This window comes from Massilia sp. CT11-137, from assembly GCF_047302885.1.
GTDB classification, from domain to species: Bacteria; Pseudomonadota; Gammaproteobacteria; order Burkholderiales; family Burkholderiaceae_D; genus Telluria; species Telluria orientalis.
Genome location: NZ_JBKYMP010000001.1, coordinates 1,749,479 through 1,775,626 on the forward strand (window position 1 = coordinate 1,749,479; position 26,148 = coordinate 1,775,626).

The 26,148-nt window shown below is 57.9% G+C and carries 20 protein-coding genes and 2 pseudogenes; 19 read left to right on the top strand and 3 right to left on the bottom strand.

Features of this window, described 5'->3' with window-relative positions; all coding sequences use genetic code 11:
* The first annotated feature begins 14 nt into the window (after positions 1-14).
* Entirely contained in the window at positions 15-1,016 is a 1,002-nt protein-coding gene (locus tag ACEN98_RS07790) for a S49 family peptidase (RefSeq protein ID WP_413383195.1), read from the top strand.
* 223 nt (positions 1,017-1,239) lie between these two features.
* Here the strand turns inward: ACEN98_RS07790 and ACEN98_RS07795 are convergent, their stop codons facing one another.
* The gene (locus ACEN98_RS07795; RefSeq protein WP_413383197.1) at positions 1,240-1,668 is read right to left on the bottom strand and encodes a hypothetical protein; all 429 of its coding nucleotides are present in this window, start codon (positions 1,666-1,668) and stop codon (positions 1,240-1,242) included.
* Positions 1,669-1,887: 219 nt separating this feature from the next.
* Between ACEN98_RS07795 and ACEN98_RS07800 the strand changes: the two genes are divergently transcribed.
* A complete protein-coding gene (locus ACEN98_RS07800) occupies positions 1,888-2,604 on the top strand; it encodes a pseudouridine synthase (RefSeq protein WP_413383199.1) in 717 nt (238 codons plus the stop codon).
* A gap of 169 nt (positions 2,605-2,773) precedes the next feature.
* On the top strand, positions 2,774-3,778 hold the full coding sequence (locus tag ACEN98_RS07805; RefSeq protein ID WP_413383201.1) for a phospholipase A: 1,005 nt from the start codon (positions 2,774-2,776) through the stop codon (positions 3,776-3,778).
* Between the two features lie 283 nt (positions 3,779-4,061).
* Here the strand turns inward: ACEN98_RS07805 and ACEN98_RS07810 are convergent.
* Positions 4,062-4,178 (bottom strand): annotated as a pseudogene (locus ACEN98_RS07810) (IS21 family transposase); the annotation flags it as partial.
* A gap of 90 nt (positions 4,179-4,268) precedes the next feature.
* On the opposite strand from ACEN98_RS07810, the pseudogene ACEN98_RS07815 reads away from it, so the two are divergent.
* Positions 4,269-4,942, top strand: a pseudogene (locus ACEN98_RS07815) (IS3 family transposase); the annotation flags it as partial.
* Positions 4,943-5,318: 376 nt separating this feature from the next.
* Positions 5,319-6,362: an acyltransferase family protein gene (locus tag ACEN98_RS07820; protein ID WP_413383203.1), complete on the top strand. Its 1,044-nt coding sequence runs from the start codon at positions 5,319-5,321 to the stop codon at positions 6,360-6,362.
* Positions 6,363-6,603: 241 nt separating this feature from the next.
* On the opposite strand, the gene ACEN98_RS07825 is transcribed toward ACEN98_RS07820, so the two are convergent.
* A complete protein-coding gene (locus ACEN98_RS07825; RefSeq protein WP_413383205.1) occupies positions 6,604-8,841 on the bottom strand; it encodes a tail fiber domain-containing protein in 2,238 nt (745 codons plus the stop codon).
* Positions 8,842-9,551: 710 nt separating this feature from the next.
* Here ACEN98_RS07825 and ACEN98_RS07830 point away from each other — a divergent pair.
* The 14 genes from ACEN98_RS07830 (at position 9,552) to ACEN98_RS07895 (ending at position 26,145) form a co-directional block, all read left to right on the top strand.
* Entirely contained in the window at positions 9,552-11,945 is a 2,394-nt protein-coding gene (locus tag ACEN98_RS07830) for an SLBB domain-containing protein (RefSeq protein WP_413383207.1), read from the top strand.
* A gap of 94 nt (positions 11,946-12,039) precedes the next feature.
* Positions 12,040-13,050 carry an NAD-dependent 4,6-dehydratase LegB gene (locus ACEN98_RS07835; protein WP_413383209.1) on the top strand — a complete coding sequence of 337 codons (1,011 nt, stop codon included), beginning with the start codon at positions 12,040-12,042 and terminating at the stop codon, positions 13,048-13,050.
* 7 nt (positions 13,051-13,057) lie between these two features.
* On the top strand, positions 13,058-14,224 hold the full coding sequence (locus ACEN98_RS07840) for a LegC family aminotransferase (protein WP_413383211.1): 1,167 nt from the start codon (positions 13,058-13,060) through the stop codon (positions 14,222-14,224).
* The gene (gene neuC, locus ACEN98_RS07845) at positions 14,221-15,375 is read left to right on the top strand and encodes a UDP-N-acetylglucosamine 2-epimerase (protein ID WP_413383213.1); all 1,155 of its coding nucleotides are present in this window, start codon (positions 14,221-14,223) and stop codon (positions 15,373-15,375) included. The genes ACEN98_RS07840 and neuC overlap by 4 nt, the downstream gene beginning before the upstream one ends.
* Before the next feature lie 8 nt (positions 15,376-15,383).
* Positions 15,384-16,460, top strand: coding sequence for an N-acetylneuraminate synthase (gene neuB, locus ACEN98_RS07850; protein WP_413383215.1), 1,077 nt, complete (start codon positions 15,384-15,386; stop codon positions 16,458-16,460).
* Positions 16,457-17,107 carry an acetyltransferase gene (locus ACEN98_RS07855; RefSeq protein ID WP_413383217.1) on the top strand — a complete coding sequence of 217 codons (651 nt, stop codon included), beginning with the start codon at positions 16,457-16,459 and terminating at the stop codon, positions 17,105-17,107. The genes neuB and ACEN98_RS07855 overlap by 4 nt, the downstream gene beginning before the upstream one ends.
* Positions 17,104-18,153 (top strand): nucleotidyltransferase family protein, encoded by a 1,050-nt coding sequence (locus ACEN98_RS07860; RefSeq protein WP_413383219.1) that lies wholly within the window; start codon positions 17,104-17,106, stop codon positions 18,151-18,153. The genes ACEN98_RS07855 and ACEN98_RS07860 overlap by 4 nt, the downstream gene beginning before the upstream one ends.
* A 397-nt stretch (positions 18,154-18,550) precedes the next feature.
* On the top strand, positions 18,551-19,246 hold the full coding sequence (locus ACEN98_RS07865) for a cytidylyltransferase domain-containing protein (RefSeq protein WP_413383221.1): 696 nt from the start codon (positions 18,551-18,553) through the stop codon (positions 19,244-19,246).
* 231 nt (positions 19,247-19,477) lie between these two features.
* Positions 19,478-20,686, top strand: a complete 1,209-nt coding sequence (locus tag ACEN98_RS07870) for a Wzz/FepE/Etk N-terminal domain-containing protein (protein WP_413383223.1) — start codon at positions 19,478-19,480, stop codon at positions 20,684-20,686.
* A 90-nt stretch (positions 20,687-20,776) separates the two neighbouring features.
* On the top strand, positions 20,777-22,072 hold the full coding sequence (locus ACEN98_RS07875; protein WP_413383225.1) for a nucleotide sugar dehydrogenase: 1,296 nt from the start codon (positions 20,777-20,779) through the stop codon (positions 22,070-22,072).
* Between the two features lie 5 nt (positions 22,073-22,077).
* Positions 22,078-23,136 carry a Gfo/Idh/MocA family protein gene (locus ACEN98_RS07880; protein ID WP_413383227.1) on the top strand — a complete coding sequence of 353 codons (1,059 nt, stop codon included), beginning with the start codon at positions 22,078-22,080 and terminating at the stop codon, positions 23,134-23,136.
* Positions 23,137-23,195: 59 nt separating this feature from the next.
* Positions 23,196-23,777, top strand: a complete 582-nt coding sequence (locus tag ACEN98_RS07885) for an acyltransferase (RefSeq protein WP_413383229.1) — start codon at positions 23,196-23,198, stop codon at positions 23,775-23,777.
* Entirely contained in the window at positions 23,774-24,877 is a 1,104-nt protein-coding gene (locus ACEN98_RS07890; protein WP_413383231.1) for a DegT/DnrJ/EryC1/StrS family aminotransferase, read from the top strand. The genes ACEN98_RS07885 and ACEN98_RS07890 overlap by 4 nt, the downstream gene beginning before the upstream one ends.
* Entirely contained in the window at positions 24,874-26,145 is a 1,272-nt protein-coding gene (locus tag ACEN98_RS07895) for a lipopolysaccharide biosynthesis protein (RefSeq protein ID WP_413383233.1), read from the top strand. The genes ACEN98_RS07890 and ACEN98_RS07895 overlap by 4 nt, the downstream gene beginning before the upstream one ends.
* Positions 26,146-26,148: the final 3 nt, after the last annotated feature.

Sequence of the window (26,148 nt, forward strand, 5' to 3'; positions counted from 1 at the left end):
CACACCAGGTAACTATGAGCGACAACACCAGGAACGACAATCCGAACGACAACCGAACGGCCGCACCGCCGACCTTCAGCAACTGGGAACGCGAGACCCTGGAACGCCTCGTCTTTGCCACCGTGCGCGAGCAGCGGGCCGCGCGCCGCTGGGGCATCTTCTTCAAGATGTCCTTTCTTCTGGTGGCATTTTTCGCGATCTGGGCGTATTTCGACTTCAACTTCGGCAGTTCGGACATCGAGGCGCTGGGCCGCCACACCGCGCTGATCGAGATCGACGGCGCCATCGAGGACGAAGGCAGCGGTGCCGCCGATACCGTCATCCCGTCGCTGAACAAGGCATTTTCCGATCCGGGCTCGGCAGCCATCGTCCTGCGCATCAACAGCCCAGGCGGCAGTCCCGTGCAGGCGGGCATCATCGTCGACGAAATCCAGCGCCTCAAGAAGGGATATCCGAACAAGCCCCTGTACGTGGTCGTGGACGAGATCTGCGCATCGGGCGGCTATTACATCGCAGCGGCGGCCGACAAGATCTACGTCAACAAGGCCAGTATCGTCGGGTCGGTCGGCGTCTTGATGGACGGCTTTGGCTTCACCGGCCTGATGGACAAGCTCGGCATCGAGCGCCGCCTGCTGACGGCGGGCGAGAACAAGGGCTTCCTCGATCCGTTCAGCCCGCAGTCCGACAAGCAGAAGCAGCATGCGCTCGAGATGCTGAACGAAATCCATGAGCAATTCATTGCCGTCGTGCGTGCCGGACGCGGCAAGCGCCTGAAGGAAAATCCGGAAATCTTTTCCGGCCTTTACTGGACCGGGGCCAAGGCGGTCGAGATGGGCCTCGCGGATGGCTTCGGCACCGTGGACACGGTTGCACGCGATGTCGTGAAGGCGGAAGACATCATCGATTACACGGCGCACGAGGGCTTGCCGGAGCGTGTGCTGAAGAAATTTGGCGCGTCGGTCGGCGCCGGTGCGGTGCATTCGATGTACCGGGGTGCCGTACCCAGCTTGCGCTGAGCACGGGCATCGGGCGACTGATATGTCTCAATATTGGGCTTGAAACTTACAAACGGTGGGCTATAGTTGGTGTGTAGCTGTTTCGGCGCGAGCGACAAGAAACCAGCCTGTTCTTGGCGTTGCTGGAACCGCTTCAGACCCGCATCCGTGCGGTTTCGAGAGAATTCAATTCCTCAAGCTGGAGTCCCAATCGGGAAGGAAACGACGGCGTACGCCGTCGTTTTCATTTTGGGCGTTCGTCGTCGGGCGCGCCTGGAATCGATTTCACATTTGCTAACGATGTGGCTGACGACCGTGACGTCGAGCGCGGGCCGCCATGCACGACCACTTTCCGGCTCAGGAGTGCGCCCTCGTCCGCTTGCTGCGATGTCTCGGCGATAACGCTATCAAGACTGCCCGGCTCAGGCTGGTGAAAGCCGCCTGACTCCAGCCAGGCCTGAAAACGGCGCTGAGCCTGCTCATACCATACGGCGCGCATCGGCAGCTGGTGTTCAAAACAATGTACATGCGGGATGTCGCCACCGCGCGTCCAGCGCGCCAGCGCAAGCCGAGTCGGGAAAATCGCGGCGTATTCAAGGGCCACCTTCGTCCCGCTGCTTGTGGCCGAGGATGAAGACGGGGTGCTATGGTTCTGCTTTTTTTCGATCTGCACGTTTGCCTCGTGGTTTGGGGGTTAATCCGATGTGCCGGATGGTGCGGCCCACCCTTAGTCCTACACTCAGTAACTGTAGGTCGATTCCTAATCAGGTTTCAGTGTATCAACGGGACATAGTCAATTCTTGAGATGTGTCAAACGAATTCTTGCTTCGAGTTGAAACCCCTGGGTTGCTGAACTTTGACGCTTGCAATCCTTCTGCTACAGTCTCGCCCCATGAGTAAACTATCCCTCGACCGCGTGCTCCAGTCGCAAGGCTTCGGTACACGCAAATATTGCCGGGCCCTGATCGAAGACGGCGACGTGGCCATCAACGGCGAAGTCCACGACAAGTACAAGACCCTCGTGGAGACGGACGGCCTGGTGCTGACCGTGTTCGACGAAGAATGGGTCTATCGCGAACACGTCTACATCGCCTTGTATAAACCCTCCAACTTCGAGTGCTCCCGCAAGCCGAGCCACCATCCGGGCGTGCTGACCTTGTTGCCGGAACAATTTACCTGGCGCGACGTCCAGCCTGTCGGCCGACTCGATCATGACACGACGGGCCTGCTGCTGATGTCGGACGACGGCCCGTTCATCCACGCCCAGTCTTCACCCAAGCGGCACATCCCGAAGGTGTACCAGGCGACCACCCAGGAGCCGGTCACCCAGGCGCTCGTCGACCAGCTCCTGTCGGGCGTGCAATTGCACGATGAGCCCGCGCCGCTGGCGGCCCAGTCCTGCGTACAGCGGGGCGATCATCAGCTGGAGATCGTGCTGGAGCAGGGTAAATATCATCAGGTCAAGCGCATGCTGGCTGCGGCGGGCAACCATTGCGCCGCGTTGCATCGCTCGCAGATCGGCGGGCTGACGCTCGAGTCGCTGGGTTTGCAGGAAGGGGAGTGGTGTTATCTGGAGCAGGCGCAGCTGGATGTGCTGGTGCCGGGCTGATGCGGTGATGCGCGGCGGCGCGCATTATCGTGCTGCCGTGCGACATTCCATGCGGATTTCCGCGACACTCGTCATCGACTCTTGTCGCTGTTTAACCCCGACGATGCCGATGCCCGCAAGAAATCACCGCCTCTTCCTCCTGCTTACCTTCCTCGCGATACATCCGGCCATGGCTCAGCAGACCGATCCGGGTCTGGCCGATTGCGCGCGCGTGACCGATGCCGCCCAGCGGCTGGCGTGCTATGACCGGCTGGCCGGCGTCGCGCCCGTGCCTGCGGCCGCACCGGCACCGACGATCCAGAATGCGGACGTGGTCAATGCCCGGGTCGCCGACGCGCCGCCCGTTCCGGCCGCAGTCGACGCTTCGCCCGGCACCATGCGAGATTTCAGCCTGGCCGATCATTGGGAACTGGACCAGGAACACAAGCGTGGCGTCTTCAATTTCCGTCCGCATCAGGTGAACTACCTGATGTTCACCCGCACCGCGCATCCCAACAACGAACCCTACCGGCCGTTCCGCCGCATCGCCGACCTGACGAGCGACCTCGCGCACTCGGAACTCGTGTTCCAGCTGGGATTCAAGATGAAGCTCGTCGAAAATGCTTTCGCCAAGCCCGTCGATCTGTGGTTTGGCTATACCCAGAACAGCTTCTGGCAAGCCGGCAATCACGAGGCGTCCAGCCCCTTCCGCGAGACGAACTATCAACCCGAGCTGATGGCCGTCACTCCACTGCATTTCAGTATATTCGGGATGAATGCGCGCTTTCTTAATCTCGGTCTGGTGCACCAGTCGAACGGCCAGACCTCGACATTGTCGCGCAGCTGGAACCGGGTCTATGCGCAGGTCGGACTGGAGCGGGCAGGGTGGACCGTACTGGGGCGTGTCTGGAAACGCGTCAACGAGGCGGCGGCCAACGACGACAACCGCGACATCGTCGATTACATGGGGCGCGGGGATGTTGTCGTGACCTACCGCAGCAATGGCAACGATTACTCGGCCCTATTGCGGCGCAATTTTTCCACCGAGCGTGGTGCTGTCCAGCTCAGCTGGGCGTTTCCGCTGGCGGGGCACATCAAGGGGTATGCACATCTGTTTTCGGGGTATGGGCAGAGCCTGATCGATTACAATTATTACCAGAACACCGTGGGGCTGGGGTTGCTCGGTACGTTCTGAGCGGGTGGACTACAACGGCGGCCCGATCTCCATTGAACCAGCCATGAAACTCTCCACCCTCAAGGACAATACGCGCGCCGGCCAGCTCGCTGTCGTCGCGCGATCTTAAGACCGCCCACATCGCAGACTGCAGCGCGCCAACTCTGGAGGCGGGACTGGACGACTGGAACTTCATTGCGCCATAGCTGGCCGCACTGTACGCTAACCTGGACGCCGGCCGTGCCCATCGGACTTTCGATTTCGACCTCGGCTGTGGCATGGCACCGCTGCCGCGCCTTACTAGAGCCAAATGACTGCGCACCGTATTCACTGCGCATCCGACCTCGGCGGCGATCCGCCGCAGACTCAGGCCTTGCCTCTTCAATACCTCCATTTCCATGTACACCTCGTTGGGTATCAAGGCCGCTCCGCAAAGCGACCATGGTCTCAGACCGGCGTATCAATTTTCAATCGCTGGGGTGTATCAATTTACATCCGCTGCTGACAGCAGGCAGGCATGGCGCCCGGACCGGGACGAGCAAACCGCATCCACGGCATAAGGTCTATCCGTATCTGCTGCGCGGGGTGGCGGTCGCGCGGCCGAGCCAGGCGGGGAGCACGGATTTGACCCATATCCGGCTGGCGCGGGTTTTTGCCTACCTGGTGGCGATCATGGACTGGTACTCGCGTCGGATCCTGGCCTGGCGCATCAGCAACAGCATGGATGCGTCGTTCTGTGTGGACTGCCTGGAAGACGCCTTGCGTCACCACGGCAAGCCAGAGGTATTCAACAGCGACCAGGGCTCGCAATTCACCAGCGATGCCTTCATCGGCGTACTCAAACGCGAAGGCGCGGCGATCAGCATGGATGGGCGCGGGCGGGCGCTGGACAACATTTTCGTCGAGCGCCTGTGGCGCAACGTGATGTACGAGAACGTGTACCTGAAGGGCTACGCCAACATGGCCGAGCTGACAGTCGGTCTGGCGCAGTATTTTGCGTTCTACAACGTCGAACGTCCGCATCAGGCCCTGGGGTACGAGACGCCGAATCATGTTCACCGTGCCGGTGTCGGAGGCGGTGCGTTGATCGTCGACAAGTTCGGCGACGCCGACCAGGAGCTGGAAAAAGATAGCAGTACAAGGCAGCGCCGGGCAGCTGCTGAGGTGGAAACGGACACAGCTTAAATTAGCCGGCTGAGTGTCTTGACTGACGGGTCCACTTTAGTGGAGAAAAAAGCTGCCTGAAACCCGAGATTTAGACTCTCACCGATTCAACCAGGTGTTTCAAATTCATTGACGTGCTCTGGATCGAGTAGAAAGTGGCTCGCCTAGGTAAGGGGGCGGGATATCCGATCGTCCCCATAAGGATTGGCATTGGCGAACAAGCCGTTGCCGAAGGACTTGTCGACCATGAGAACGCGGTGGGGGAGGCGGATAACGACACTTTTTCACCTGAGATTGACAATGCATGGACACAACAGTTTGTGGCTGAGTCGAACCGAAAAGTTGCGGTTCGTATGTAAGTCGGATATAAGACTGTTGGTCACATTTAAGACGAACTATGAAAACGGCAACTGTAGCTGGCTCCAGCGCGACAAACATTATCTCCGACAGAATTGAAGGGTTTGACTTTCTACGAGGCATCTGTGCGATCGCAGTAGCGTGTTATCATATCTTCAACTGGCGCGACGGCATCATGTTGAACGGAATTGGCCGCTACGGGGTGTATGTATTTTTTGTGCTTAGCGGGGCGAGCATGTACGTCGCCTACAACCGCAAGTTCGCGCAAGGGTATGATGCTGGCAAATTTATCACATTGCGTTTCCTGCGACTGGCGCCATTGCTCAGTCTAGTGCTGGTGTTTACGGTTTGCGTAGCCTTGGCGAAGAAACAGCCGGTCGGCTATCTTCTCGGAGATGCGCTACTGAATATCTCGTTCACGTTTGGCTTGGGCAATCCGGGCGCTACCTCTGCAATTACCGGAGGGTGGTCACTGGGCATTGAGTTTGTATTCTATCTAGTATTTCCGTTAATGCTCGCGGTCACCAGAAGCCGTGCCTGGCTATTGGTACTGGTGCTTTCGTTCGTAGTGCAGCAGGTGTTTATCAACCGGACCCTTGGCGGTGCATCGCTTGCCTCGAATTGGGTTTCGTACGCACAGCCGTTGAGCTTCGTTTTTTACTTCGTTGCAGGCTGCTGTATCGGTCGCTTGATCGAGTCAGGAACAATCCGCTATTCGCCGTTGTGGATCATCGGCTTCGTTGCAGCGGGCGTGCCGCTACTGTCGATTCATGTCGAAGATAACTTGGTGGGTCTGTATGGCATCGTGCTGTGTCTGTCCGCTGTCATTCTTTCCCTATGCTCGGGCGGCCTGCCGATGGTGGGTGGCGTATCGGCTGTAGCCGATACGCTTGGCCGGTTGAGTTACGGTGTGTACCTCATCCATCCTCTTATTTTCGGTGTCGTAAATCGAATTCTGGCGAAACAATCGACGATCGTTATAGCAGTGACAACCATCTTGGTGAGCTCGGTCGTAGCCTTGATCCTGGAGCGCTACTACGAAGCGCCGGTCCGGGGGCGCATCAGGAAGGCGATGGGCGTTTGAAAACGCGGGAAATCGCTGCCTTTGGTCTACTCGACCTGCGAAATGCGGTGCTGGTATTGCAATAAGCGTTTTGATGCTGCCGACGAGGCCGTAGAATGTCTGAGACAAAGTCGGATACCATTGCTTGTTCTTCATCGGCATCGTCGGCGTGACGCACCGTTTTCCCCATCCTTGAATATCGCTTTGTATCGGTTGGCCGAGGGCGGGAATGACCGTAATTTTTTTCGATGGCCTTAGAAAATCAAATAGAAAGGCGCGAACGCAGGTAGGCGCATTCCAAGGCGAGTGCTTCCTCGTAGCGGATGCCATAACGGCTGCCGGCCGTGCGAACTATGCGCATTTCGTCGGTTTCGTATAATTCGCCGGATTTAGTTCCGTCGTCTGCTGCGCCCTCTCGCTCAGCCAGTACGGGGCGTGCGTAATCATCCCACTCGTCGTAGCAGAGCAGGCCAATGTCAAACGGGTCGATACCGCGTGCCTCAAATGCTTCCTTGACACGCTGCGCCACGACGCCGATGTGCCAGCGTGCACCATCACCCTTGAGCGCGACCGCATCCTTGAACTTATATCGATAGAACTGGACCTCTGCCCAAGCTTCCAGCCATGCAGTCGGAATAGGTTCGATGTGCTCCTTGTCGCGTTCGTCGGACGTGTTGATTGTACCCGTGCCGGAAAAGATCTCCTTCCAGCGGAAGCCGGCGTCACCGATCGTCATCGAGTTGTCCTGGCGCGGTATCAATCCCTTGGAAGTTAATGACGCGATTTCGCCTCCCGCCGCAGTGTTCCAGCCGTGGTAGTCAGCCACATGAATGAGCGCCGCACCCGCGCCATATGCAGACAAGTAATTTCTGCCGGTCCTTGTAAAGCTGATCTCGGCGCCATTGGAATTATGCTTGACATTCCCCTGGGTACCGAAGAAAGTTTTCGACCCATCGGCCGCCCAACGTTCTTTGCCAGCGCCGTTGATTTGCAGTTCGCACGTCTTTTGGCTGGAACCGTCCGGATCGGCCACCAGGTCAACAAAGCCGGGGTAAGCCATCGATAGACGGGCCGGTGCGCCCGCCATCTTGGCAATGTTCACGGCGTTCGGAAGGATGCGAATCATCATGTATTCGGACGGAGTTGGGGGGCGGTTGTGAGCGAAGCCAATCAGCGATACCGCGGCAGGTGTCGTTGCAATGGGACCGATAGCAGGCCCTGAGCTCTCGCCATAGCCGCCGATTAGGCGAATGTTCGCAGCATGGAGTTTAGCCGGAACATAATTCAGCATGGTTCCGGTCCAAAGTTCCCACCAGCAGCTGATGAAATCGATCTCGGTTGCGGCTTGAATGTAGATCGAATCCTTACCACGGAGGAATTTGCAGTTTTCAAAAGTGGTTCGTGTAGTGCGATTGTTGGCGCCAGTTGGATCCGGTCGAAACCATACGTCATGGACACTGCCCTTGTTCGTCATGACATTTTCAAAGCGGTGGTAAAATCCTCCGGAATCGGAGCCGCCTACGGTCGGACCCGGCTGCAGCATAATTTGATGTGCGCAGTTCTCGATAAATACGTCGCGTACTGTCTGGTAGGATTGGCTGGTGAACGTCGTAGTCTGCTCGATACTTTGTGGAACGCTCCCGTAGCCAATGGTCGATGCTGCACCATTGCCGTCAATCTGCAAATCGCGCACGCTCGAAAATAACCGTGCGTTCCGGACTACGATCATCGACGATGAGTAAGCCCGGAGAATGGTTCCAGCGCCTTCCCCTTCAATGATGATGCCGTTTCGCGTTGACGTGGCGCCGCCAATGCTGGGAATGAGAATTCCATCCTTGAAGCCATCTGAGCCGGGCTTGCCTTCAAGTCGGTAACCGCCGAGAGGCAGAAATAGTCGTCCACCACCACGTTTCACCAAATGGTCCATCGCTTTGGAGAAAGCGCCGGTCATGTCTGAACTGAAAGTGTAGGCCTTTGCATCGGCGCGCTGCGCATCGGTCATGAAGTCAGTGATGCTGATGTGTTCCATTAACTTTTCTCGAACCGTGCGTGCAACTGCGCCGATGCCGGCTTGTATGAAACCGATCAGTGAGGCGCCGACTGGCTGTCCAAGACGGTTTTGAAGCGCGGCCGTCAAGTCGTCGCTGTAATTTTCGAGCGTATCGACCGTGTTCCCGCGGGCGTCCTTAAGGACGATTTTGTAATTGCCAGTCCAGAAAATGAACGCAGAACCTGTCGAGTCCAGTATGACGGGATTCGCGTTTGGAATTGTCCTGGCAGCATCTTTAAAAGTCGGCTTTGGAGTTGATGTGCCGGGTGCATAGGTGTAGAGCTTACCGTTCGCGAGCGGTAGTGCAGTTCCCGGAAAGAAATACTGCTGCTTGCCAATTGACGTTGGGGTCGTTATGGTCTCCCCTGACGAAGTTTTGGCGAAAAGGCCTGCAACCGCACTTGCGCCGATGAGCAGTGCGCGCCGCGGCCTGTTGAAAATACCTACCATTGTTTGCTCCTTTGAAATTGCAAGAAAGTTTAACGGCCTCGTGTAAAATTACTGCGCACGATCTTCTTTTTGCCAAAATATTTGAATGGTATGGGTAGATCTGCACAAAGTTGACCGGCATCCTATCGGAGATTTTGTCCCTCAGCATGTCAAGAAATCATGAATAGTTGATTTTATCCTCAAGACGCTGTCTTGCTCGCGTTCAATCAACGGTAGGCGGTTGTATGGTCTAAGAGGCCATGATTGGACAGACGAGAAAGGGGATGTGCCCGATGTTTTCTCAATAGCAATATTTCATGCTTTATACGTCGGCAATCTCTACGTCCGGCACCGTTAGTTGCCCTTAAACGGGTTTTGCGGCTACTGCTATATTTTCGAGTTCGTCGCCAATGGGTTGTATTGACGAATGAAACATATCCTTTCCTAATAAATTCTCAATCTACCAGAGTAATTATTCTTTTAAAAATCACGAAAATTCACGAATTTGTCACATGGCGAAGAGTGAAGATGTATAAATGCAATGACTTCTTATAATTTCTGACAATTTATTTCCATATTGCAATCATTCTATGATGTACATGCTGAATTTTTATTGGGTAAGCCAAGATGCTAACAGTCAACCATATAACAAAGTCTTTTACTCGCTCGTTACCCTAAGGTAAAATGGCAGACTGTTCGCGATGCATCTAGTCCACCCCTCTCGATAACCAATGTTCAAGTTCACCAAGAGTTTTATGGCCGTGGCGCTGGCCGTGGCTTCTATTGACGCGTCCGCCCAAACTGCCCTCAACAAGTCTGACCTGTTCGGCCAGCAAGGCACCGATGACAGCACGACAATGACGGCGCCTGTAGCTACCGCGCCGAATCTGGTGACGACGTCAGCGAGGAAAGTTATTATCACGAATTCGCCGACCGGTCAGGCAGCCGAGGCTGCAGTCGAAGCCCGGGACTCGTCTGTTGCCGGAAAACGCAACGGCACCGGCACCGGCAGCGAGATGGGACTGCAACCTGGCGTCGAAAGACAAAAAAACGAGAAGGTTCGGGAGCTCAGCGAATTCCAAAAATTTATTTCTGACAATATCGGCCAGGTTCTACCGATCTTCGGGTCCGAGTTTTTTGTCAATACGGCTTCCACGTTCGCGCCGATCATGAATTCTCCGGTCCCTAACGATTATCCGCTCGGTCCGGGTGACGAGTTGATGATCCGCGGCTGGGGTACGATCGACATCGATTATCGTGCGACCATTGACCGGAACGGCACGATCAATATCCCGACCGTCGGCTCGGTGGCACTGGCCGGTGTAAAGGCAGGGAATGCTGAAAATGTCATCCGTGCTGCGATCGCCAGGCTGTACAAGGGGGTGACCGTCAATGTCAATTTCGGCCAGTTGCGAGCTATTACCATTTACGTGGTTGGCCAGGCGAACCGTCCGGGCACGTATACCGTGTCGAGTCTGTCGACCCTGGTGACTGCTCTGTTTGCCAGTGGCGGTCCGAACGCGAACGGCAGTATGCGGCGTGTGCAGGTCAAACGTGGGGGCATGGTTGCGGCCGAGCTCGACCTCTACTCGTTCATCGCCAAAGGCGACAAATCCGCAGATATCAAACTCCTCGATGGCGACACCATTTATATCCCGCCTGCGGGCGGGTTCGTGGCGCTTGTCGGCAAGGTCAACACCCCTGCGATCTACGAGCTGAAGAACGGTAACGAGACAGTCGAATCCATGCTCGACTATGCCGGCGGCTTGCCAGTGGTGGCTGATCCGCGTCGTGCGTTCCTGGAGCGCATCGATCCGAACAAGAGCCGTCCACGCAGCGTGGAAGAGTTTGCGTTGAGCGGTGACGGGCTGAAGCGCTCGCTGAAGAGTGGCGACGTGTTGAACGTGACATCCATCACCCCGGACTTCTCGAACGCCGTGATTCTGCGCGGTAACGTCGACCAGCCAGTGCGCGCACCGTTCAAGCAGGGTATGCGTATCACGGATTTGATTCCGACCCGGGAATACCTGATCACCCGCAGCTCAATCAAACGGCAGAACAATGCCATCGAGACCGGCAACGACGAAAAGGACACGACCGAAGATGTCAACAGCATCGCTGCACATATCGGTGGACTTATCGATGCCGTCAACTGGGACTATGCCGTCGTCGAACGCGTGAATCGCTCGGACCTGAGCGTCCAGTTGGTCCCGTTTAACCTTGGCAATGTATTCGCCAACCCCAACGGGCCTGACAATCTTCAGTTACAGCCTGGCGATACTGTGACGATCTTCTCCCAGAGCGATGTGGCTGTGCCAATGGACAGGCGCCAGGTGTTCGTTCGCGTTGAGGGCGAAGTGAGGGTGCCTGGCGTGTACCAGATGACGGCAGGTGATACCCTGCAAAACCTGATTGCGAAAGCTGGCGGTCCGACCTCAAATGCGTACATGTTCGGTACCGCGTTCTATCGCGAAGAAGTTCGGAAGGAGCAGCAAGCGAATCTGAAGCGCGCGGCGGATCGTCTCGAAGCACAAATGCGCAGCGAAGAATCGACGCAAGCCGCGAACTTGCGTGCGATGAGTTCGACCGATGCGGCAGCGGCCACGGCGCAACTTGAAGCCGAGCGCAAGATTGCTCAGGAGCGTATTTCGCGTTTCCGCAACCTTCAGCCGTCCGGCCGCATTGCGTTTGGGCTGGACCCCAATGATCGCTCGTTCGCACATTTGCCGCAAGTCGCTTTGAAGAATGGCGACCGTCTGGTTGTGCCTTCGAAGCCGGCCTTTGTCCATGTGTTCGGCGCGGTCAACGTCGAGGCTTCTCCGCTGTGGAAACCGAATACTCGCGTCAACGATTACCTCAAATTGGCGGGCACGGCGGTCGATGCCGACTTGGATAACGTATTCGTGCTGCGCGTCGACGGCACCGTTGTGTCGTCGGCTTCGCAGGGCTGGTTCTTCGGCAAGATCGGCGGCGTCGAAGTCATGCCAGGCGACACGATTGTGGTGCCGGAAAAGTTCGATCGCCAGACGGCGTGGAGCAAATTTACTCAAGGTGCGCGTGAATGGACTCAGATCCTGGCTAACTTCGGCCTCGGGGCTGCGGCGGTCAAGACGTTGCGTGACTAACACATCGTTTATGGGCAACTCGATCCGTTGCCGAAATTTTATGTGCGATTCCGATAATACGTCGGTATGCGAAAACCCTTCTATTGTTTAAATTATGAAACTGGCGAATAAACGAATCCTTATCACCGGTGCCGATGGTTTTATCGGTTCTCATCTTACTGAGCACTTGGTGCGTAGCGGCGCAAACGTACGCGCTTTCGTCCAATACAACAGCTTCAACTCGTGGGGATGGCTCGACGACTCGGAAGAACAAGTAAAGAAGTCGCTCGATGTGTTTGCTGGCGACATCCGCGATCCGCATGGCGTACGTACGGCAATGAAGGGGGTGGATGTGGTGCTGCATCTCGCGGCCTTGATCGCGATCCCGTATTCGTACCATTCGCCCGATACGTATGTGGATACTAACGTCAAGGGAACTTTGAACGTGGTGCAAGCCGCGCGTGAACTGGGCATCGAGCGCGTCGTTCATACATCGACAAGCGAAGTGTATGGCACGGCCCGCTTTGTTCCCATCACCGAGGAGCATCCGCTTCAAGGGCAGTCGCCATATTCGGCAAGCAAGATTGGAGCGGACCAGATCGCGCAGAGCTTCTTCCATTCGTTCGACACTCCGGTCGCCACGATCCGTCCGTTCAATACCTATGGCCCACGCCAGTCCGCGCGCGCGGTAATCCCGACTATCATTACCCAGGTGGCATCCGGCGCAAGCGAGATCAAACTGGGCGCCGTGCATCCGACCCGCGACTTCAACTATGTGCAAGATACGGTGCGGGGCTTTGTCGCGGTGGCCGAAAGTGATGCTGCTATTGGCAAGGTGATTAACATCGGCAGCAATTACGAAATTTCGGTGGGCGATACCGCGAAGCTGATAGCCGATCTGATGGGGCGTGAAGTCGAGTTCTACACCGACGAGCAACGCTTGCGTCCGGCCGGCAGCGAAGTTGAACGCCTGTGGGCGGATAACAGCCGTGCCAAGGCACTGACTGGCTGGGAACCCCGCTTCCCGGGCGTGGACGGCCTCAAGGTGGGTCTCAAGGAAACCATCGACTGGTTCACCAAGCCGGGAAACTTGGCACGCTATAAAGCTGGTATTTACAACATCTGAGGTCGAAATGCAGCTTGCCGATTCCATCGCCGAACGTATCCGTGGCGTAACAGGTGTTCCACGTACAGCGCTGCACGAGCCTGCCTTAAACGGTAACGAACTTGCTTACGTGACCGAGTGCATCCAGACTGGTTGGGTTTCCTCCGTCGGTAGTTTTGTGGACCGGTTCGAACGGGACTTGGCGGATTATACGGGCGCACGCCATGCGGTGGTCGTTAGCAACGGCACTTCCGGCCTACAGGTGGCATTGCTGCTTGCTGGCGTGATGGCGGGCGATGAAGTACTGGTGCCGACGCTATCTTTCGTCGCCACCGCCAACGCGGTGAGTCACTGCGGAGCTCATCCGCACTTTGTCGATAGCAATTACACGACCCTCGGACTTGATGCCGAAGCGCTTGACGCCTACCTACGCGACACCGCACAAGTGCGCGACGGCATTTGCATCAATCGCCGCACCGGTAGACGCATCGCTGCGGTGGTGCCGATGCACACGTTCGGACATCCAGTCGACATGGCTAAGCTCCTGGAGGTGGCGCAGCATTTTGCGATCGAGATCGTGGAAGACGCCGCGGAGTCGCTGGGCAGCTTTATCGGCGATCGACATACCGGGCTGTTTGGCCGCTGTGCGATGCTCAGCTTTAACGGAAACAAAGTGGTGACCACCGGCGGCGGCGGCGCCATCATCACCGACGACAGCGCCTTGGCCAAGCGGGCCAAGCACCTGACGACCACCGCGAAGTTGCCGCATGCCTGGGAGTACGGTCATGACGAGGTCGCCTTCAACTACCGCATGCCGAACTTGAACGCTGCCCTTGGTTGCGCTCAATTGGAGCGTCTCGATGCCTTCCTGGAGGCCAAGCGCGAGCTGGCGGGGCGCTATGAACAGGCGTTCAAGGACATTCCCCAAGTGGAGCTCTTCACCGAGCGCGCCGGGACACACGCCAATTATTGGTTGCAAACCCTGCTGCTTAAGCCCGAGCACGCGGACGAACGCGATGCAGTGCTGCGTGCGACTAACGACGCCGGCCAGATGACCCGTCCGGTATGGCGGCTCCTCCACACGTTGCCGATGTACGCGCACTGCGAAGCGATGCCGACCCCTGTTGCGGCCGATCTGGCGCGCCGCATCATCAATATTCCCAGCGGTCCGCAGTTGGTTGCAGGTGCATTGTGACGGAACGAAAGAAGATTGCGGTCGTTACAGGTAGCCGGGCCGAGTACGGACTGCTCTACTGGGTTTTGCGCGACCTGCAGGCCGCGCCCGACCTCGAATTGCAATTGATCGTCACCGGCATGCACATGGCGCCGGAGTTCGGGATGACGGTGCGCCAGATCGAGCAAGATGGGTTTCCGATCGCACGTCGCGTTGAAATGCTGTTGTCGAGCGATACCCCGGGCGGCGTTGCGAAATCGATGGCACTGGGACTTATTGGGATGTCGGACGCGATCGAAAGCTGTCGCCCGGACGTGATGCTTGTGCTGGGTGATCGTTTCGAGATCCTGGCCGCAGCCCAGGCGGCAATGTTGCATAACGTGCCGCTCGCGCATATCGCAGGCGGCGATACGACCGAGGGAGCATTCGACGAATCGATCCGCCATGCGATCACGAAGATGGCTCACCTGCACCTCGTGACTAACGAACTCTCGGCGCGCCGCGTGCGGCAATTGGGTGAGGATCCAGCCTCGGTGCAGGTCGTCGGTAGTCCCGGCCTGGATCATTTGCACCGGCTGCCGCTGCTGGACCGCGCCGCACTCGAAGCCGCCTTGGGCGTGGCGCTCGGGCAGCGTAACCTTCTAGTCACGTTTCATCCGGTCACATTGGAGCCGGAAGAGGGCGTTCGTCAACAGGAGGAACTGCTGACGGCGCTCGCAACGCTGCCGCTGGATACGGTGATCTGGTGTACCCGGCCGAACGCCGACACCGGCGGACGCAGCCTGGCGCAGGCGCTGGATCAATGGGCTGCCGGCCGCGTAAACGTCCATGTATTTTCGTCGCTTGGGCAATTGCGTTACCTGAGCCTCATGGCATGCGTCAATGCGGTTGTCGGCAACTCGTCCAGCGGCCTGTATGAGGCGCCGTCGTTCAAGGTTCCGACGGTGAACATTGGAGACCGCCAGCGTGGCCGCACCGCCCCCGATTCTGTGATCCAATGTGAGCCGGAGCGTGGCGCGATTGCCGCCGCACTTGAGCAGGCCCGGAGCATGGATTGCTCGGCCGTCCTCAATCCGTATGGTGACGGGCACTCGGCGCCGCGTATTGTTGCCGCCGTGCGGGCATTGGCCACCGCTAACACCTCGTTGAAGAAGACTTTCCACCTGTTGTGAAATCTATCGTGCATAAACCCGTATTCATCATCGCCGAAGCGGGAGTGAACCACAATGGTTCGCTCGACCTGGCCCTTCAGCTCGTGGACGTTGCCGCCGATGCAGGCGCCGATGCTGTAAAATTTCAGACGTTTAAGGCAGAGGCCCTCGTAACCGCCCAGGCGGCGAAGGCGGACTATCAGGTCAACAACACCAAGGAAGAAGGCTCGCAACTGGACATGTTGCGCCGCCTGGAGCTGTCGCCGGCCGATCACGAGCAGGTTCTTGCCCACTGTAGCAAACGCGGCATCCGCTTCATGTCCACTGCGTTCGACGCGGACAGTCTTGCAATGCTAGCGCCGCTGGGAATGCCCGCCATTAAAATTCCGTCGGGTGACATCACCTGTGCGCCCATGCTTCTGGCAGCTGCGAGGTTGCGCCAGCCGCTGATCGTATCGACCGGCATGTCGACACTCGCCGACATCGAGTACGCGCTGGGTGTGATCGCTTTCGGTCTCACGAGCAACGAAGCCCCGCGTAGTCGGCGCGACTTCGAAGCAGCTTACTGCAGCGATGGCGGTCGTGCGGCGCTCGACGAGTTCGTTACACTGCTGCATTGCGTGACCGAATACCCGGCGCCGGCCGCAAGCGTAAACTTGCGTACGATGGATACGATGGCCGCCGCGTTCGGCCTGCCCGTCGGTTATTCGGACCATACCCTTGGCCTTGAAGTATCGATTGCGGCCGTTGCGCGTGGCGCTTGCGTCATCGAAAAACATTTCACGCTCGACCGGGCCTTGCCAGGGCCGGATCATCTCGCCTCGCTGGAACCCGGCGAACTCCGCCAACTGGTGGCGTCCATCCGCAATGTCGAGTTGGCCCTGGGCTCGCCCATCAAGCAGCCGCGGGGACAGGAAGTGCCGAACCGTGCGATTGCCCGCCGCAGCGTGGTCGCGGCACGGCCGATCGCTATGGGCGAAATAATCCGCGACGACATGCTCGGTGCCAAGCGGCCCGGTAGTGGCATTACACCGCTGGATACCTGGGAACTGATCGGTCGCACCGCCAACCGCGACTACGCACTGGACGAGCTGATCGAACCATGAACCTGCCGGTGATCGTCATCGGGGCCGGTGGCCATGCCACCGTGGTCGCGGATGCATTGCTCGCATCTGGACGCCAGGTGCTGGGCCTGACCGATCCGGAACCCGCGCGTCATGGCCGCCACATCTGCGGCATTCCCGTCCTCGGGGACGACTCGATTCTGAAAAACTACAGTCCTGCCCAAGTCGAGCTCGCGAATGGGCTCGGCAGCCTTGGAGGTGAAGCGATGTCGTTGCGTCGCCGCGTACAGGAGAAACTGGAGGCAGCGGGGTGGCAATTCTGTAATGTGCGGCATCCGGCTGCCATCGTATCGCCGTTCGCACGCGTCGACGCCACCGCGCAACTCATGGCCGGATGTGTCGTACAACCGGGCGCCATCGTAGGTAAGGGCGTCATCGTCAACACGGCTGCGGTGGTCGAGCATGACGTCACGGTCGGCGCTTGGAGTCACATCGCCCCGTGCGCCGTGGTGTGTGGCGATGCCCGCGTCGACGAGGCATGTCACGTGGGCGCGGGCGCGGTGGTGCGCCAGGGAGTTGCGCTTGGCCCGGTCACACTCGCCGGCGCAGGGGCAGTCGTCATCAAGAGTTTTGCCGGGAATGGGACCCTCGTTGGTGTTCCCGCACGACCAATCGAAGGATCAGAATGAAGAGTTGGGAAAAAGCGCTTATCGCTCCGTCCACTACCGTGCGCTCCGCGCTCGAAACCATTAACCAAGTAGGGTGCCAGATCGCGCTTGTCGTCGACGAATCGCGCCGCCTGCTCGGCACCGTCAGCGACGGCGACGTCCGCCGGGCGTTGCTGAACGGTAAGACATTGGCCGCACTGGTTTCCGAAGTCATGCACACCAAGCCGACCACGGTAAACGACCATGATAGCCGTCATGCACGGTTATCGAAAATGCGCAGAAGCGTACTCCACCAGTTGCCCGTCATTAATAGCGAAGGCATCGTGGTCGGGCTTGATACCGTGGACGACTTTCTCACCGTGCCGCAGCGGGAGGAGTCGGTGGTCATCATGGCTGGTGGCTTGGGGAGCCGCTTACGCGAGTTGACGGAAAATACGCCCAAACCCATGCTGCGCGTCGGTTCTCGCCCATTGTTGGAGACGATCGTACGTGCTTACGCAGACCAAGGTTTTTGTGATTTTTATCTTGCAGTTAACTACAAGGCCGAACAAATTGAAGCGCATTTTGGCGACGGCTCCGAGCTGGGGGTGCGTGTGCATTACCTCCGTGAAAACAAACGGATGGGGACCGCAGGTGCGTTGAGCCTCCTTCCTGAACGGCCGACACGGCCTTTCGTGGTAACGAATGCCGACCTGCTTACAAAGGAAAATTTTGCCTTCATGGTCGACCAGCATATCGAAGCCGGCGCGGATGGAACCATGGGCGTGCGCGAGTATGATATGCAGGTGCCATTCGGCGTGGTAGTGGAGCGTGACGGGAAAATTCAGTCAATCCAAGAAAAGCCGCTACAGCGCTTCACCGTCAGCTCAGGCATGTACGTACTGTCACCCCAAGCCTTGGACTTGGTACCCAATGATCAATTTTTCGATATGCCATCCCTATTCGATGCAATGATTGCCAAAGGGATGTTGACTCGTTGCCATCGAATCAACGGCTACTGGCTCGATATTGGTCGTTTGCCCGACTTCGAACAAGCAAACCGTGATTTCGATGAAATATTTCTTTGATTCAACACGACCGACTGCCCAATGTGCTGGCGAACAGAACTACAAAGAGGCGAGGTAGGTACTTAACCACTTGCTTCCACGAATGGGCGCGTTATAGAATCGCTGATTGTCCAAATTGAACCCACTGTGTACGGGTAACTCGACCAATTCGTATTTGGACATGATTTGTTTTCTGAGTAAAGCCATTCACATATTAATAGCGCTTTCAACATCGAATCCGGCCGGACAGCAATGTTGATTGAATCGGCGCTTGTCGAACGATCGATCCGGCGAAGTAACTCTGTACTCTTTACGACGCGAGGAGAAAACCTTCGTGTTAGTGCCTGGTCCCGGGAGCACAGTTTGCGCGTTCCGAAACACAAGCGTCCTGAATAACGCTGGCCTATTGAATTATCCAATGCTTTGCATTCCAAAAGAAGAGGTTCTGGCACTCATACCCGCCCGCGGGGGATCGAAAGGCTTGCCAAGGAAGAACGTCCTTGTGGCCGGGGGGCGTCCACTCATCGGGTGGACGATCGCAGCCGCGCAGGGATCGCAAGTAGTCGGTACGACCGTCCTCACGTCCGATGACGAAGAAATCATGACAGCGGCGCGGGCCTGCGGGTGCGCCGTGCCATTCCGGCGCCCGGAACATTTGGCATCGGATACGGCCTCCACGATGGATGTCGTGTTTCACGCGCTTGACCAACTGCCGCAGTTCGAATATTTGGTATTGCTGCAGCCGACTTCGCCGTTGCGTACCGCGACCGATATCGACGCCGCTTTCGACTTGATGATCCGTTGCAACGCGCCGTCCTGCGTTTCAGTTGCCGATGTCGAACAGTCGCCGTATTGGATGTACCGGGTCGGCGAGGATGATCGGCTGGACGCCGTGCTGCCGCCGCCGGAAGGGATAACACGCAGGCAGGACTTGCCGCCGGTGTACACGCTGAATGGTGCGATCTACATCGCGCGGATCGACTGGTTGCGGCACGTGCGTAGTTTTGTCAGCGCCGAAACTGTGGGCTACAGGATGCCGATAGAACGCTCGATCGATATCGATACTCGTGAAGATTTCGATAAGTTTCGTAATATTGTTGAACGAAAAATGTAATAAATGTACTTGCCGGTTTAATTGGTCTGATATCAATTCCGTATGAGCGGGTTGGAAAACTGATCGAAAGTACGCAGATTGAGGAATTGCATGTCATCGGTAATTTATTGGTGGGTGCCGAGACCTCAAACTCACGAAAAATTGACTTGACCCTGACGCCGGTCTTGGGTAGTCCGAATGCTGGCGGCGGGAATTTGAAACAACCAGAGTATGATTAGGCGGTAGCTTAATATGGATGAGAAGCAACAATCAGGTACGTATTCGCGTGCGAATGATATGCAGGATGAGGTGAAGGTCGTCGACCTATTGATCGTGCTCGCAAAGCACAAACGCCTCTTGCTTGGCTTGCCGATTGTCGGGGCGGTCCTGGCTGCGGTAGTGGCAATGATATTGCCACCGGTTTATCGTGCGAATGCAACCTTGCTGCCGCCGCAAAGCTCGACGTCGGCTGCGGGGGCACTGCTGTCGCAGTTGGGGGGAGCCGCCACCCTGCTTTCCGGTGCAGCGGGTATCAAGAACCCGAGCGACGTCTATATTGGCATGCTCAAGAGCCGTACGGTCAGCGACAAACTGGTCAAGCGTTTCGACCTGCTCAAAGCCTACGAAACCGAGTCCCCCGAGAAGGCACGTATGCGCCTGAGCGGGAATACAAATGTCACTGCGGACAAGAGTGGTTTGATCATCATCGAAGTGGATGACCGCAATCGCGAGCGTTCGGCGCAAATAGCCAATGCCTATGTCGAGGAACTCATGAATCTTACTAAGGTTCTGGCAGTCACGGATGCGGCGCAACGGCGGCTGTTCTTTGAACGCCAGCTAGCCCAGGCAAAGAATAATCTGGCCAGCGCCGAAATGCACTTGAAGCAAGTACTGGACGCGCACGGCATGGTGAGTGTCGATGTCCAGACTCAAGCCCTTCTTACGACCGTCGCGCAGCTGCGCGCCAAGATTGCCGCCAAAGAGATCGAGCTCAATTCCATGCAAGCGTTCATTACGCCGAATAACGTCGAGTACAAGCGAACGGAAGAGGAACTGCGCAGCCTGAAGGCCCAGCTTAACCAAATGGAAAACGGACGGTCGGATGGTGCACGGAATCAGACGCCCGGCGGCCTGGAAAACATCCAGGCTTTGCGCGACGTGAAGTATTTCCAGATGTTGTATGAACTGCTCGCCAAGCAGTACGAGGTCGCTCGCCTCGACGAGGCCAGTAACTCGTCCGTTATCCAAGTGCTCGACATGGCAGTTGTGCCGGAAATGCGTGCGGCTCCGAAACGCACCGTGATTGTATTGATATCGACAGTGCTGGCGCTGGTTGTCGCTGTTGTGGTGGCGTTTATCAAAGAAGGTCTGGAGCGTGTGCGGCGGAACGCGGGAGGCAACGGCGACTGGGAGAAGCTAGCTGCCCACCTGCGGTTTCGGAAGACAGCACATCAGAAATGAGGCGGCACGCGGCGCGCTTGCAAGAATGCAAAGCCGTTAGCTTGGTGGCGCTATTGGAATCAAAAGCTTTCAAATTAATGCGGAGTTGTTGTGGATCTTGGTGAAAAAGCGATTGCAGTGATCGGTCTTGGCTACGTTGGCCTCCCGCTGGCGGTCGAGTTCGGCAAAAAGCGAAAAGTGGTCGGATTCGATATCAACAAGGCACGAATCGATGAACTGCGCTCAGGCAAAGACAGTACGCTCGAGGTGGCGCCGGAAGATCTGGCCGTTGCAACCCAACTGGAGTACAGCAACGATTTGCAGGACTTGACTTCGTGCGACGTTTTCATCGTCACCGTGCCGACCCCCATCGATAAGGCGAATCGTCCGGACCTGCTCCCGCTTGTCAAGGCAAGCGAAACGGTGGGGAAGGTGTTGCGCGCCGGTGCGGTCGTCATCTATGAATCGACCGTTTACCCAGGCTGTACCGAAGAAATTTGTGTGCCCGTACTCGAAAAAATGTCAGGACTGCGCTACAACCGCGACTTTTTCTGTGGTTACAGCCCTGAACGTATCAACCCCGGCGACAAGGTCAACACGCTCACGAAGATCCGCAAGATCACCAGCGGCTCGACGCCGGAGGTGGCGCAGGCGGTGGACCGCCTGTACGGCTCGATCATCACGGCAGGTACTTTCCCGGCCGCCAGCCTCAAGGTGGCGGAAGCGGCAAAAGTCATCGAGAATACCCAGCGCGACCTGAATATCGCACTCGTCAACGAATTGTCCGTGATCTTCGACCGGCTCGACATTGATACCCTCGACGTGTTGGAAGCCGCTGGCAGCAAGTGGAACTTCCTGCCGTTCCGGCCAGGGATGGTCGGGGGCCATTGTATCGGTGTCGACCCGTATTACCTGACCCACAAGGCCGAGGAAGTCGGTTATCACCCGCAGGTGATTCTTGCCGGCCGCCGGATTAACGACAACATGGCGCGCTATGCTGCACGCAACGTGATTCGCCTGATGCTGCGTAACGGTATCGACGTCGCCCGCAGCACGGTCGGCGTGCTTGGCATGACCTTCAAGGAGAACTGCCCGGATATCCGCAACAGCAAGATCGCCGACCTCGTCAGGGAATTGCAGAACTGGGGCGTGAACGTGATCGTTACCGATCCCTGGGCCAGCGCGGAAGAGGTCGAGCACGAGTATGGCATCCGCTTGGGTACCGTCAGTGCCGACGCGCCTGTCGATGCCGTGGTGGTGGCTGTCGGCCACGATCAGTATCGTGGCCTCACGCCGGCACAGCTGCGCCCGCTGTGCCGCGGCGCAAAGCCGGTGCTGGCGGACCTGAAATCCTTGTATCCGCGCGCCGACGCCGTCGACGCGGGATTTACCATTTTCCGACTTTGACTATTATGCATAACTATCCCAAGATCACCGGACGCAAGATTCGCGTTGCACTGGTCGGTTGCGGCAGGATCGCCGCTAACCATTTTGCCGCCATCGAAAAACACGCCGAGAGGATCGAAATCGTCGACGTGTGCGATGTGGATCCGGTAGCGCTTGCGCAGGCCGTGCAGCGTACCGGCGCAGCCGGCCACGCAAGTCTCGACACCATGCTCGCCAGCACGCAGGCTGACATGGTTATCCTGACGACGCCCAGCGGCCTGCACCCGGAACAGACGATCCAGGTGGCCGCCACTGGACGGCATGTGATGACGGAAAAACCGATGGCCACGCGCTGGCACGACGGCTTGCGCATGGTGAAGGCGTGCGATGACGCCAACGTGCGCTTGTTCGTGGTCAAGCAGAATCGCCGCAACGCGACGCTGCAGTTGCTCAAGCGTGCGATGGACAAGGGCCGTTTCGGCCGCATCTTCTCGGTGTCGGTCAACGTGTTCTGGACGCGTCCGCAGGAGTACTACGACAGCGCAAAGTGGCGTGGCACCTGGGAATTCGACGGTGGCGCTTTCATGAACCAGGCCAGCCACTACATCGATTTGCTCGATTGGCTGATCGGTCCGGTCGAGAGCGTGATGGCCTATACCGCTACGCTGGCGCGCAACATCGAGGTGGAAGACAGCGGCGTGGCCGCTCTGCGCTGGCGCAGCGGCGCGATGGGGACGCTCAACGTGACGATGCTCACCTATCCGAAGAATATGGAGGGTTCGATCACCATCTTGGGCGAGAAGGGGACGGTGCGGATCGGCGGCGTTGCCGTCAACGAAATTCAGCGCTGGGAGTTCGCGGACCACGACGAGGACGATGAACTGCTCAAGAACGCAAGTTACGAGACCACGTCGGTATACGGGTTCGGACATCCGCTGTACTACGACAACGTGATCGAGTGCCTGCGCGGCGAAGCGGAAGCGGAAACGGATGGCCGCGAGGGCCTGAAGTCACTCGAACTGCTCATCGCGATGTACCTGTCTTCGCGCGACGGCAAGCGCGTCGCTCTGCCGCTCGAATACTAAAATATTGATTTCGTGGCGCGCACGCTGCGCGTCGACGTACGACATGCCGAGGAGGCGATATGCAATTTACTGTACATCCAACTGCCATCGTGGACGAAGGCGCCCAAATCGGGGAGGGTACGCGTGTATGGCATTGGGTCCATATCTGCGGCGGTGCCCGAATCGGGAACGGCAGTTCATTCGGCCAGAACGTATTTGTCGGTAACGACGTCGTCATTGGCAATAACGTCAAGGTCCAGAACAACGTCAGCATCTATGACGCAGTCACGCTGGAGGATGACGTATTTTGCGGTCCGAGCATGGTGTTTACCAACGTTTACAACCCACGCTCCGCAGTGAATCGCAAGAACGAATACCGGCGGACCGTGGTGAAGAAGGGGGCGACGCTGGGCGCCAACTGCACGATCGTATGCGGTACCACCATCGGCGAACATGCGTTTGTCGCCGCAGGCGCGGTCGTGAACCGTGACGTCAAACCGTATGCGTTGATGGCAGGCGTTCCGGCACGGCAGATCGGCTGGATGGGCGAGTCCGGCGAGCGCCTGGATCTTCCATTGAGCGGAAATGCGCGGTGCACCTGCCCAGTTTCCGGTAATTCCTATGTGCTGGCAGACAGCGTTGTAACCCGAGAGGCAAAATGATTCCATTTATCGACCTGAAATTGCAGTACCAGACCCTGAAACCGCAAATCCAGGAGCGTATCAATCGTGTGCTGGACCATGGCCAATACATCATGGGGCCGGAGGTCCGTGAACTGGAGCAGCAGCTCGAACAGTACACAGGCGCGCGTCATTGCATCACCGTGGCGAGCGGTACCGAGGCATTGCTGATCTCCTTGATGGCCTTGGGCGTCGGCCGCGGCGACGAGGTCGTGACGACGCCGTTCACGTTCGTCGCAACGGCGGAAGTCATCGCCCTGCTCGGCGCAACGCCGGTCTATGTCGACGTCGATCCGAACACCTGCAACATCGACGTCGCAAAACTCGAGGCGGCGCTCACGGAGCGTACCAAGGCCATTATTCCGGTAAGCCTATATGGGCAGCCGGCGGACATGGACGAGATCAACGCGCTGGCGGCCGCGCACGGCAACATTCCGGTGATCGAGGATGCCGCGCAAAGCTTCGGCGCAACCTACAAGGGGAAGCGCAGCTGCCATCTCTCCACGGTCGGATGCACCAGCTTTTTCCCGAGCAAACCGCTCGGCTGCTACGGTGACGGCGGCGCGATCTTCACGGACGACGATGAGCTCGCCCGTGCGTTCCGTGAAATCCGCGTGCACGGGCAAAGCCAGCGCTACGTGCACACCCGTATCGGTGTCGGCGGTCGGATGGACACGATTCAGTGTGCGGTCGTGTTGGCCAAGCTCGAACGCTTCGAGTGGGAGATCGAGCGTCGGCTACATATCGGCCGCCGCTACGACGAATTGCTCGACCAGTGCGGCATCGCGCGCGTGGCGCAACGCGCCGACCGTACCAGCGTGTATGGCCAGTACACCGTCATGGTGGACGACCGTGCACAAGTGCAGGAAGCGCTGAAGGAAGCCGGAATCCCGACCGCTGTTCATTATCCGGTGCCGCTAAATGAACAGCCGGCATATAAGGCGTTGTCGAATGGACCGCAGACCCTGGCCGCGGCCGCGCTCGCCCAACGTGTGATGAGCCTGCCGATGGGACCGGACCTGGATGAGCAGGTGCAGCTGAGGATCGTCGACGTGCTGGCAGGAACGCGCGCCGTCCGATGAAGCCGTTCAAGAAGCTTGGCGGGAACGCAGGTATCTACTTGGGCGCGAACGTGCTCAACGCCGGTGTTCCTTTCCTGCTGCTTCCCCTACTGACCCGGATTTTGTCGCCTGCCGACTACGGCGCCATCGCGATGTTTGCCATTGTACTGAGCATCATGGGCGCCTTTACCGGACTGAGCGTACATGGCGCGATCTCGGTGCGGTATTTCCAGATGGAGAAAGAACGTCTGGCAGAGTACGTCGGCGCCTGCATGGCGATCCTGGCGGTGAGCACGGCACTCGTCTTCATCACGGTCCTGCTGTGCGCGCAGCCGGTGACTGAACTGAGCGGACTGCCTTTGGATTGGGTGCTGGTCGCGATCGTCCTGTCGGGCCTGCAGTTCATCGCCAATATCCGGCTTGTGCTGTATCAGGTGAGTGGCCAAGCTAACCGGTATGGCGCATTCCAGATCGGACAGACCGTGCTGAATGCGACGTTGTCGCTCATTCTGGTGCTCTCGGTCGGATTGGCATGGCAGGGCAGGCTGATCGGCCAGGCCACGGCAGTGGCGCTGTTCGGCGTTGCTGCAGCCTATCTATTGTACAAGGATGGTTTGCTGCTGCGTCCGCATAACCTCAAACTGCTGGCCGGTGACGCGCTGCGCTTTGGCGTGCCGATGATACCGCACACGTTAGGTGCGTTGCTGATCGTCGCCGTCGACCGGATCGTCATCACCAAGGTGCTGGGGCTTGCGACGGCCGGAATTTATATGGTTGCGCTCCAGATGGGGCAGGTGGTGGGCCTGTTGACCGACTCCTTCAACAAGGCCTACGCACCCTGGCTGATGAAGCGACTGGCAGACAAGGACAACGTGCCGCGCAGGGCGATCGTACGCGGGACGTACGTTTATTTCGTGGTGGTGGTGAGTGTCGCGTTGGCGATCGGTGCCGCGGCGCCATGGTTCCTTCCTTTGTTGGTCGGGAACTCGTTCGCACCTGCCGCGCAGCTGATCATCTACACGACGCTGGGGTTTGCCTTCAGCGGATGTTATTACATGGTTACCAACTACATCTTTTTCGAGTCAAAAACCGCGCTGCTGGCAATGGTGACTGCGGTCGTCGGGCTTCTGAACGTACCGCTCACCATTGAATTGGTCAAGGCGAACGGTGCTGCCGGTGCCGGCATGGCTTTCATGTTGACGCAGTTTGCCAGTTTCGCGGGCACGTGGTGGCTCGCCCATCGCACGCATCCGATGCCATGGCTGCGCGCTATCGTAGGCACCGCTTGACGC

What these genes read in the sequence shown, in the direction of transcription:
- ACEN98_RS07790 (WP_413383195.1), top strand. Translation starts at nt 15, where the DNA reads ATGAGCGACAACACCAGGAACGACAATCCGAACGACAACCGAACGGCC.
- ACEN98_RS07800 (WP_413383199.1), top strand. Translation starts at nt 1,888, where the DNA reads ATGAGTAAACTATCCCTCGACCGCGTGCTCCAGTCGCAAGGCTTCGGT.
- ACEN98_RS07805 (WP_413383201.1), top strand. Translation starts at nt 2,774, where the DNA reads ATGGCTCAGCAGACCGATCCGGGTCTGGCCGATTGCGCGCGCGTGACC.
- ACEN98_RS07820 (WP_413383203.1), top strand. Translation starts at nt 5,319, where the DNA reads ATGAAAACGGCAACTGTAGCTGGCTCCAGCGCGACAAACATTATCTCC.
- ACEN98_RS07825 (WP_413383205.1), bottom strand. Translation starts at nt 8,841, where the DNA reads ATGGTAGGTATTTTCAACAGGCCGCGGCGCGCACTGCTCATCGGCGCA.
- ACEN98_RS07830 (WP_413383207.1), top strand. Translation starts at nt 9,552, where the DNA reads ATGTTCAAGTTCACCAAGAGTTTTATGGCCGTGGCGCTGGCCGTGGCT.
- ACEN98_RS07835 (WP_413383209.1), top strand. Translation starts at nt 12,040, where the DNA reads ATGAAACTGGCGAATAAACGAATCCTTATCACCGGTGCCGATGGTTTT.
- ACEN98_RS07840 (WP_413383211.1), top strand. Translation starts at nt 13,058, where the DNA reads ATGCAGCTTGCCGATTCCATCGCCGAACGTATCCGTGGCGTAACAGGT.
- ACEN98_RS07855 (WP_413383217.1), top strand. Translation starts at nt 16,457, where the DNA reads ATGAACCTGCCGGTGATCGTCATCGGGGCCGGTGGCCATGCCACCGTG.
- ACEN98_RS07860 (WP_413383219.1), top strand. Translation starts at nt 17,104, where the DNA reads ATGAAGAGTTGGGAAAAAGCGCTTATCGCTCCGTCCACTACCGTGCGC.
- ACEN98_RS07865 (WP_413383221.1), top strand. Translation starts at nt 18,551, where the DNA reads ATGCTTTGCATTCCAAAAGAAGAGGTTCTGGCACTCATACCCGCCCGC.
- ACEN98_RS07870 (WP_413383223.1), top strand. Translation starts at nt 19,478, where the DNA reads ATGGATGAGAAGCAACAATCAGGTACGTATTCGCGTGCGAATGATATG.
- ACEN98_RS07880 (WP_413383227.1), top strand. Translation starts at nt 22,078, where the DNA reads ATGCATAACTATCCCAAGATCACCGGACGCAAGATTCGCGTTGCACTG.
- ACEN98_RS07885 (WP_413383229.1), top strand. Translation starts at nt 23,196, where the DNA reads ATGCAATTTACTGTACATCCAACTGCCATCGTGGACGAAGGCGCCCAA.
- ACEN98_RS07890 (WP_413383231.1), top strand. Translation starts at nt 23,774, where the DNA reads ATGATTCCATTTATCGACCTGAAATTGCAGTACCAGACCCTGAAACCG.
- ACEN98_RS07895 (WP_413383233.1), top strand. Translation starts at nt 24,874, where the DNA reads ATGAAGCCGTTCAAGAAGCTTGGCGGGAACGCAGGTATCTACTTGGGC.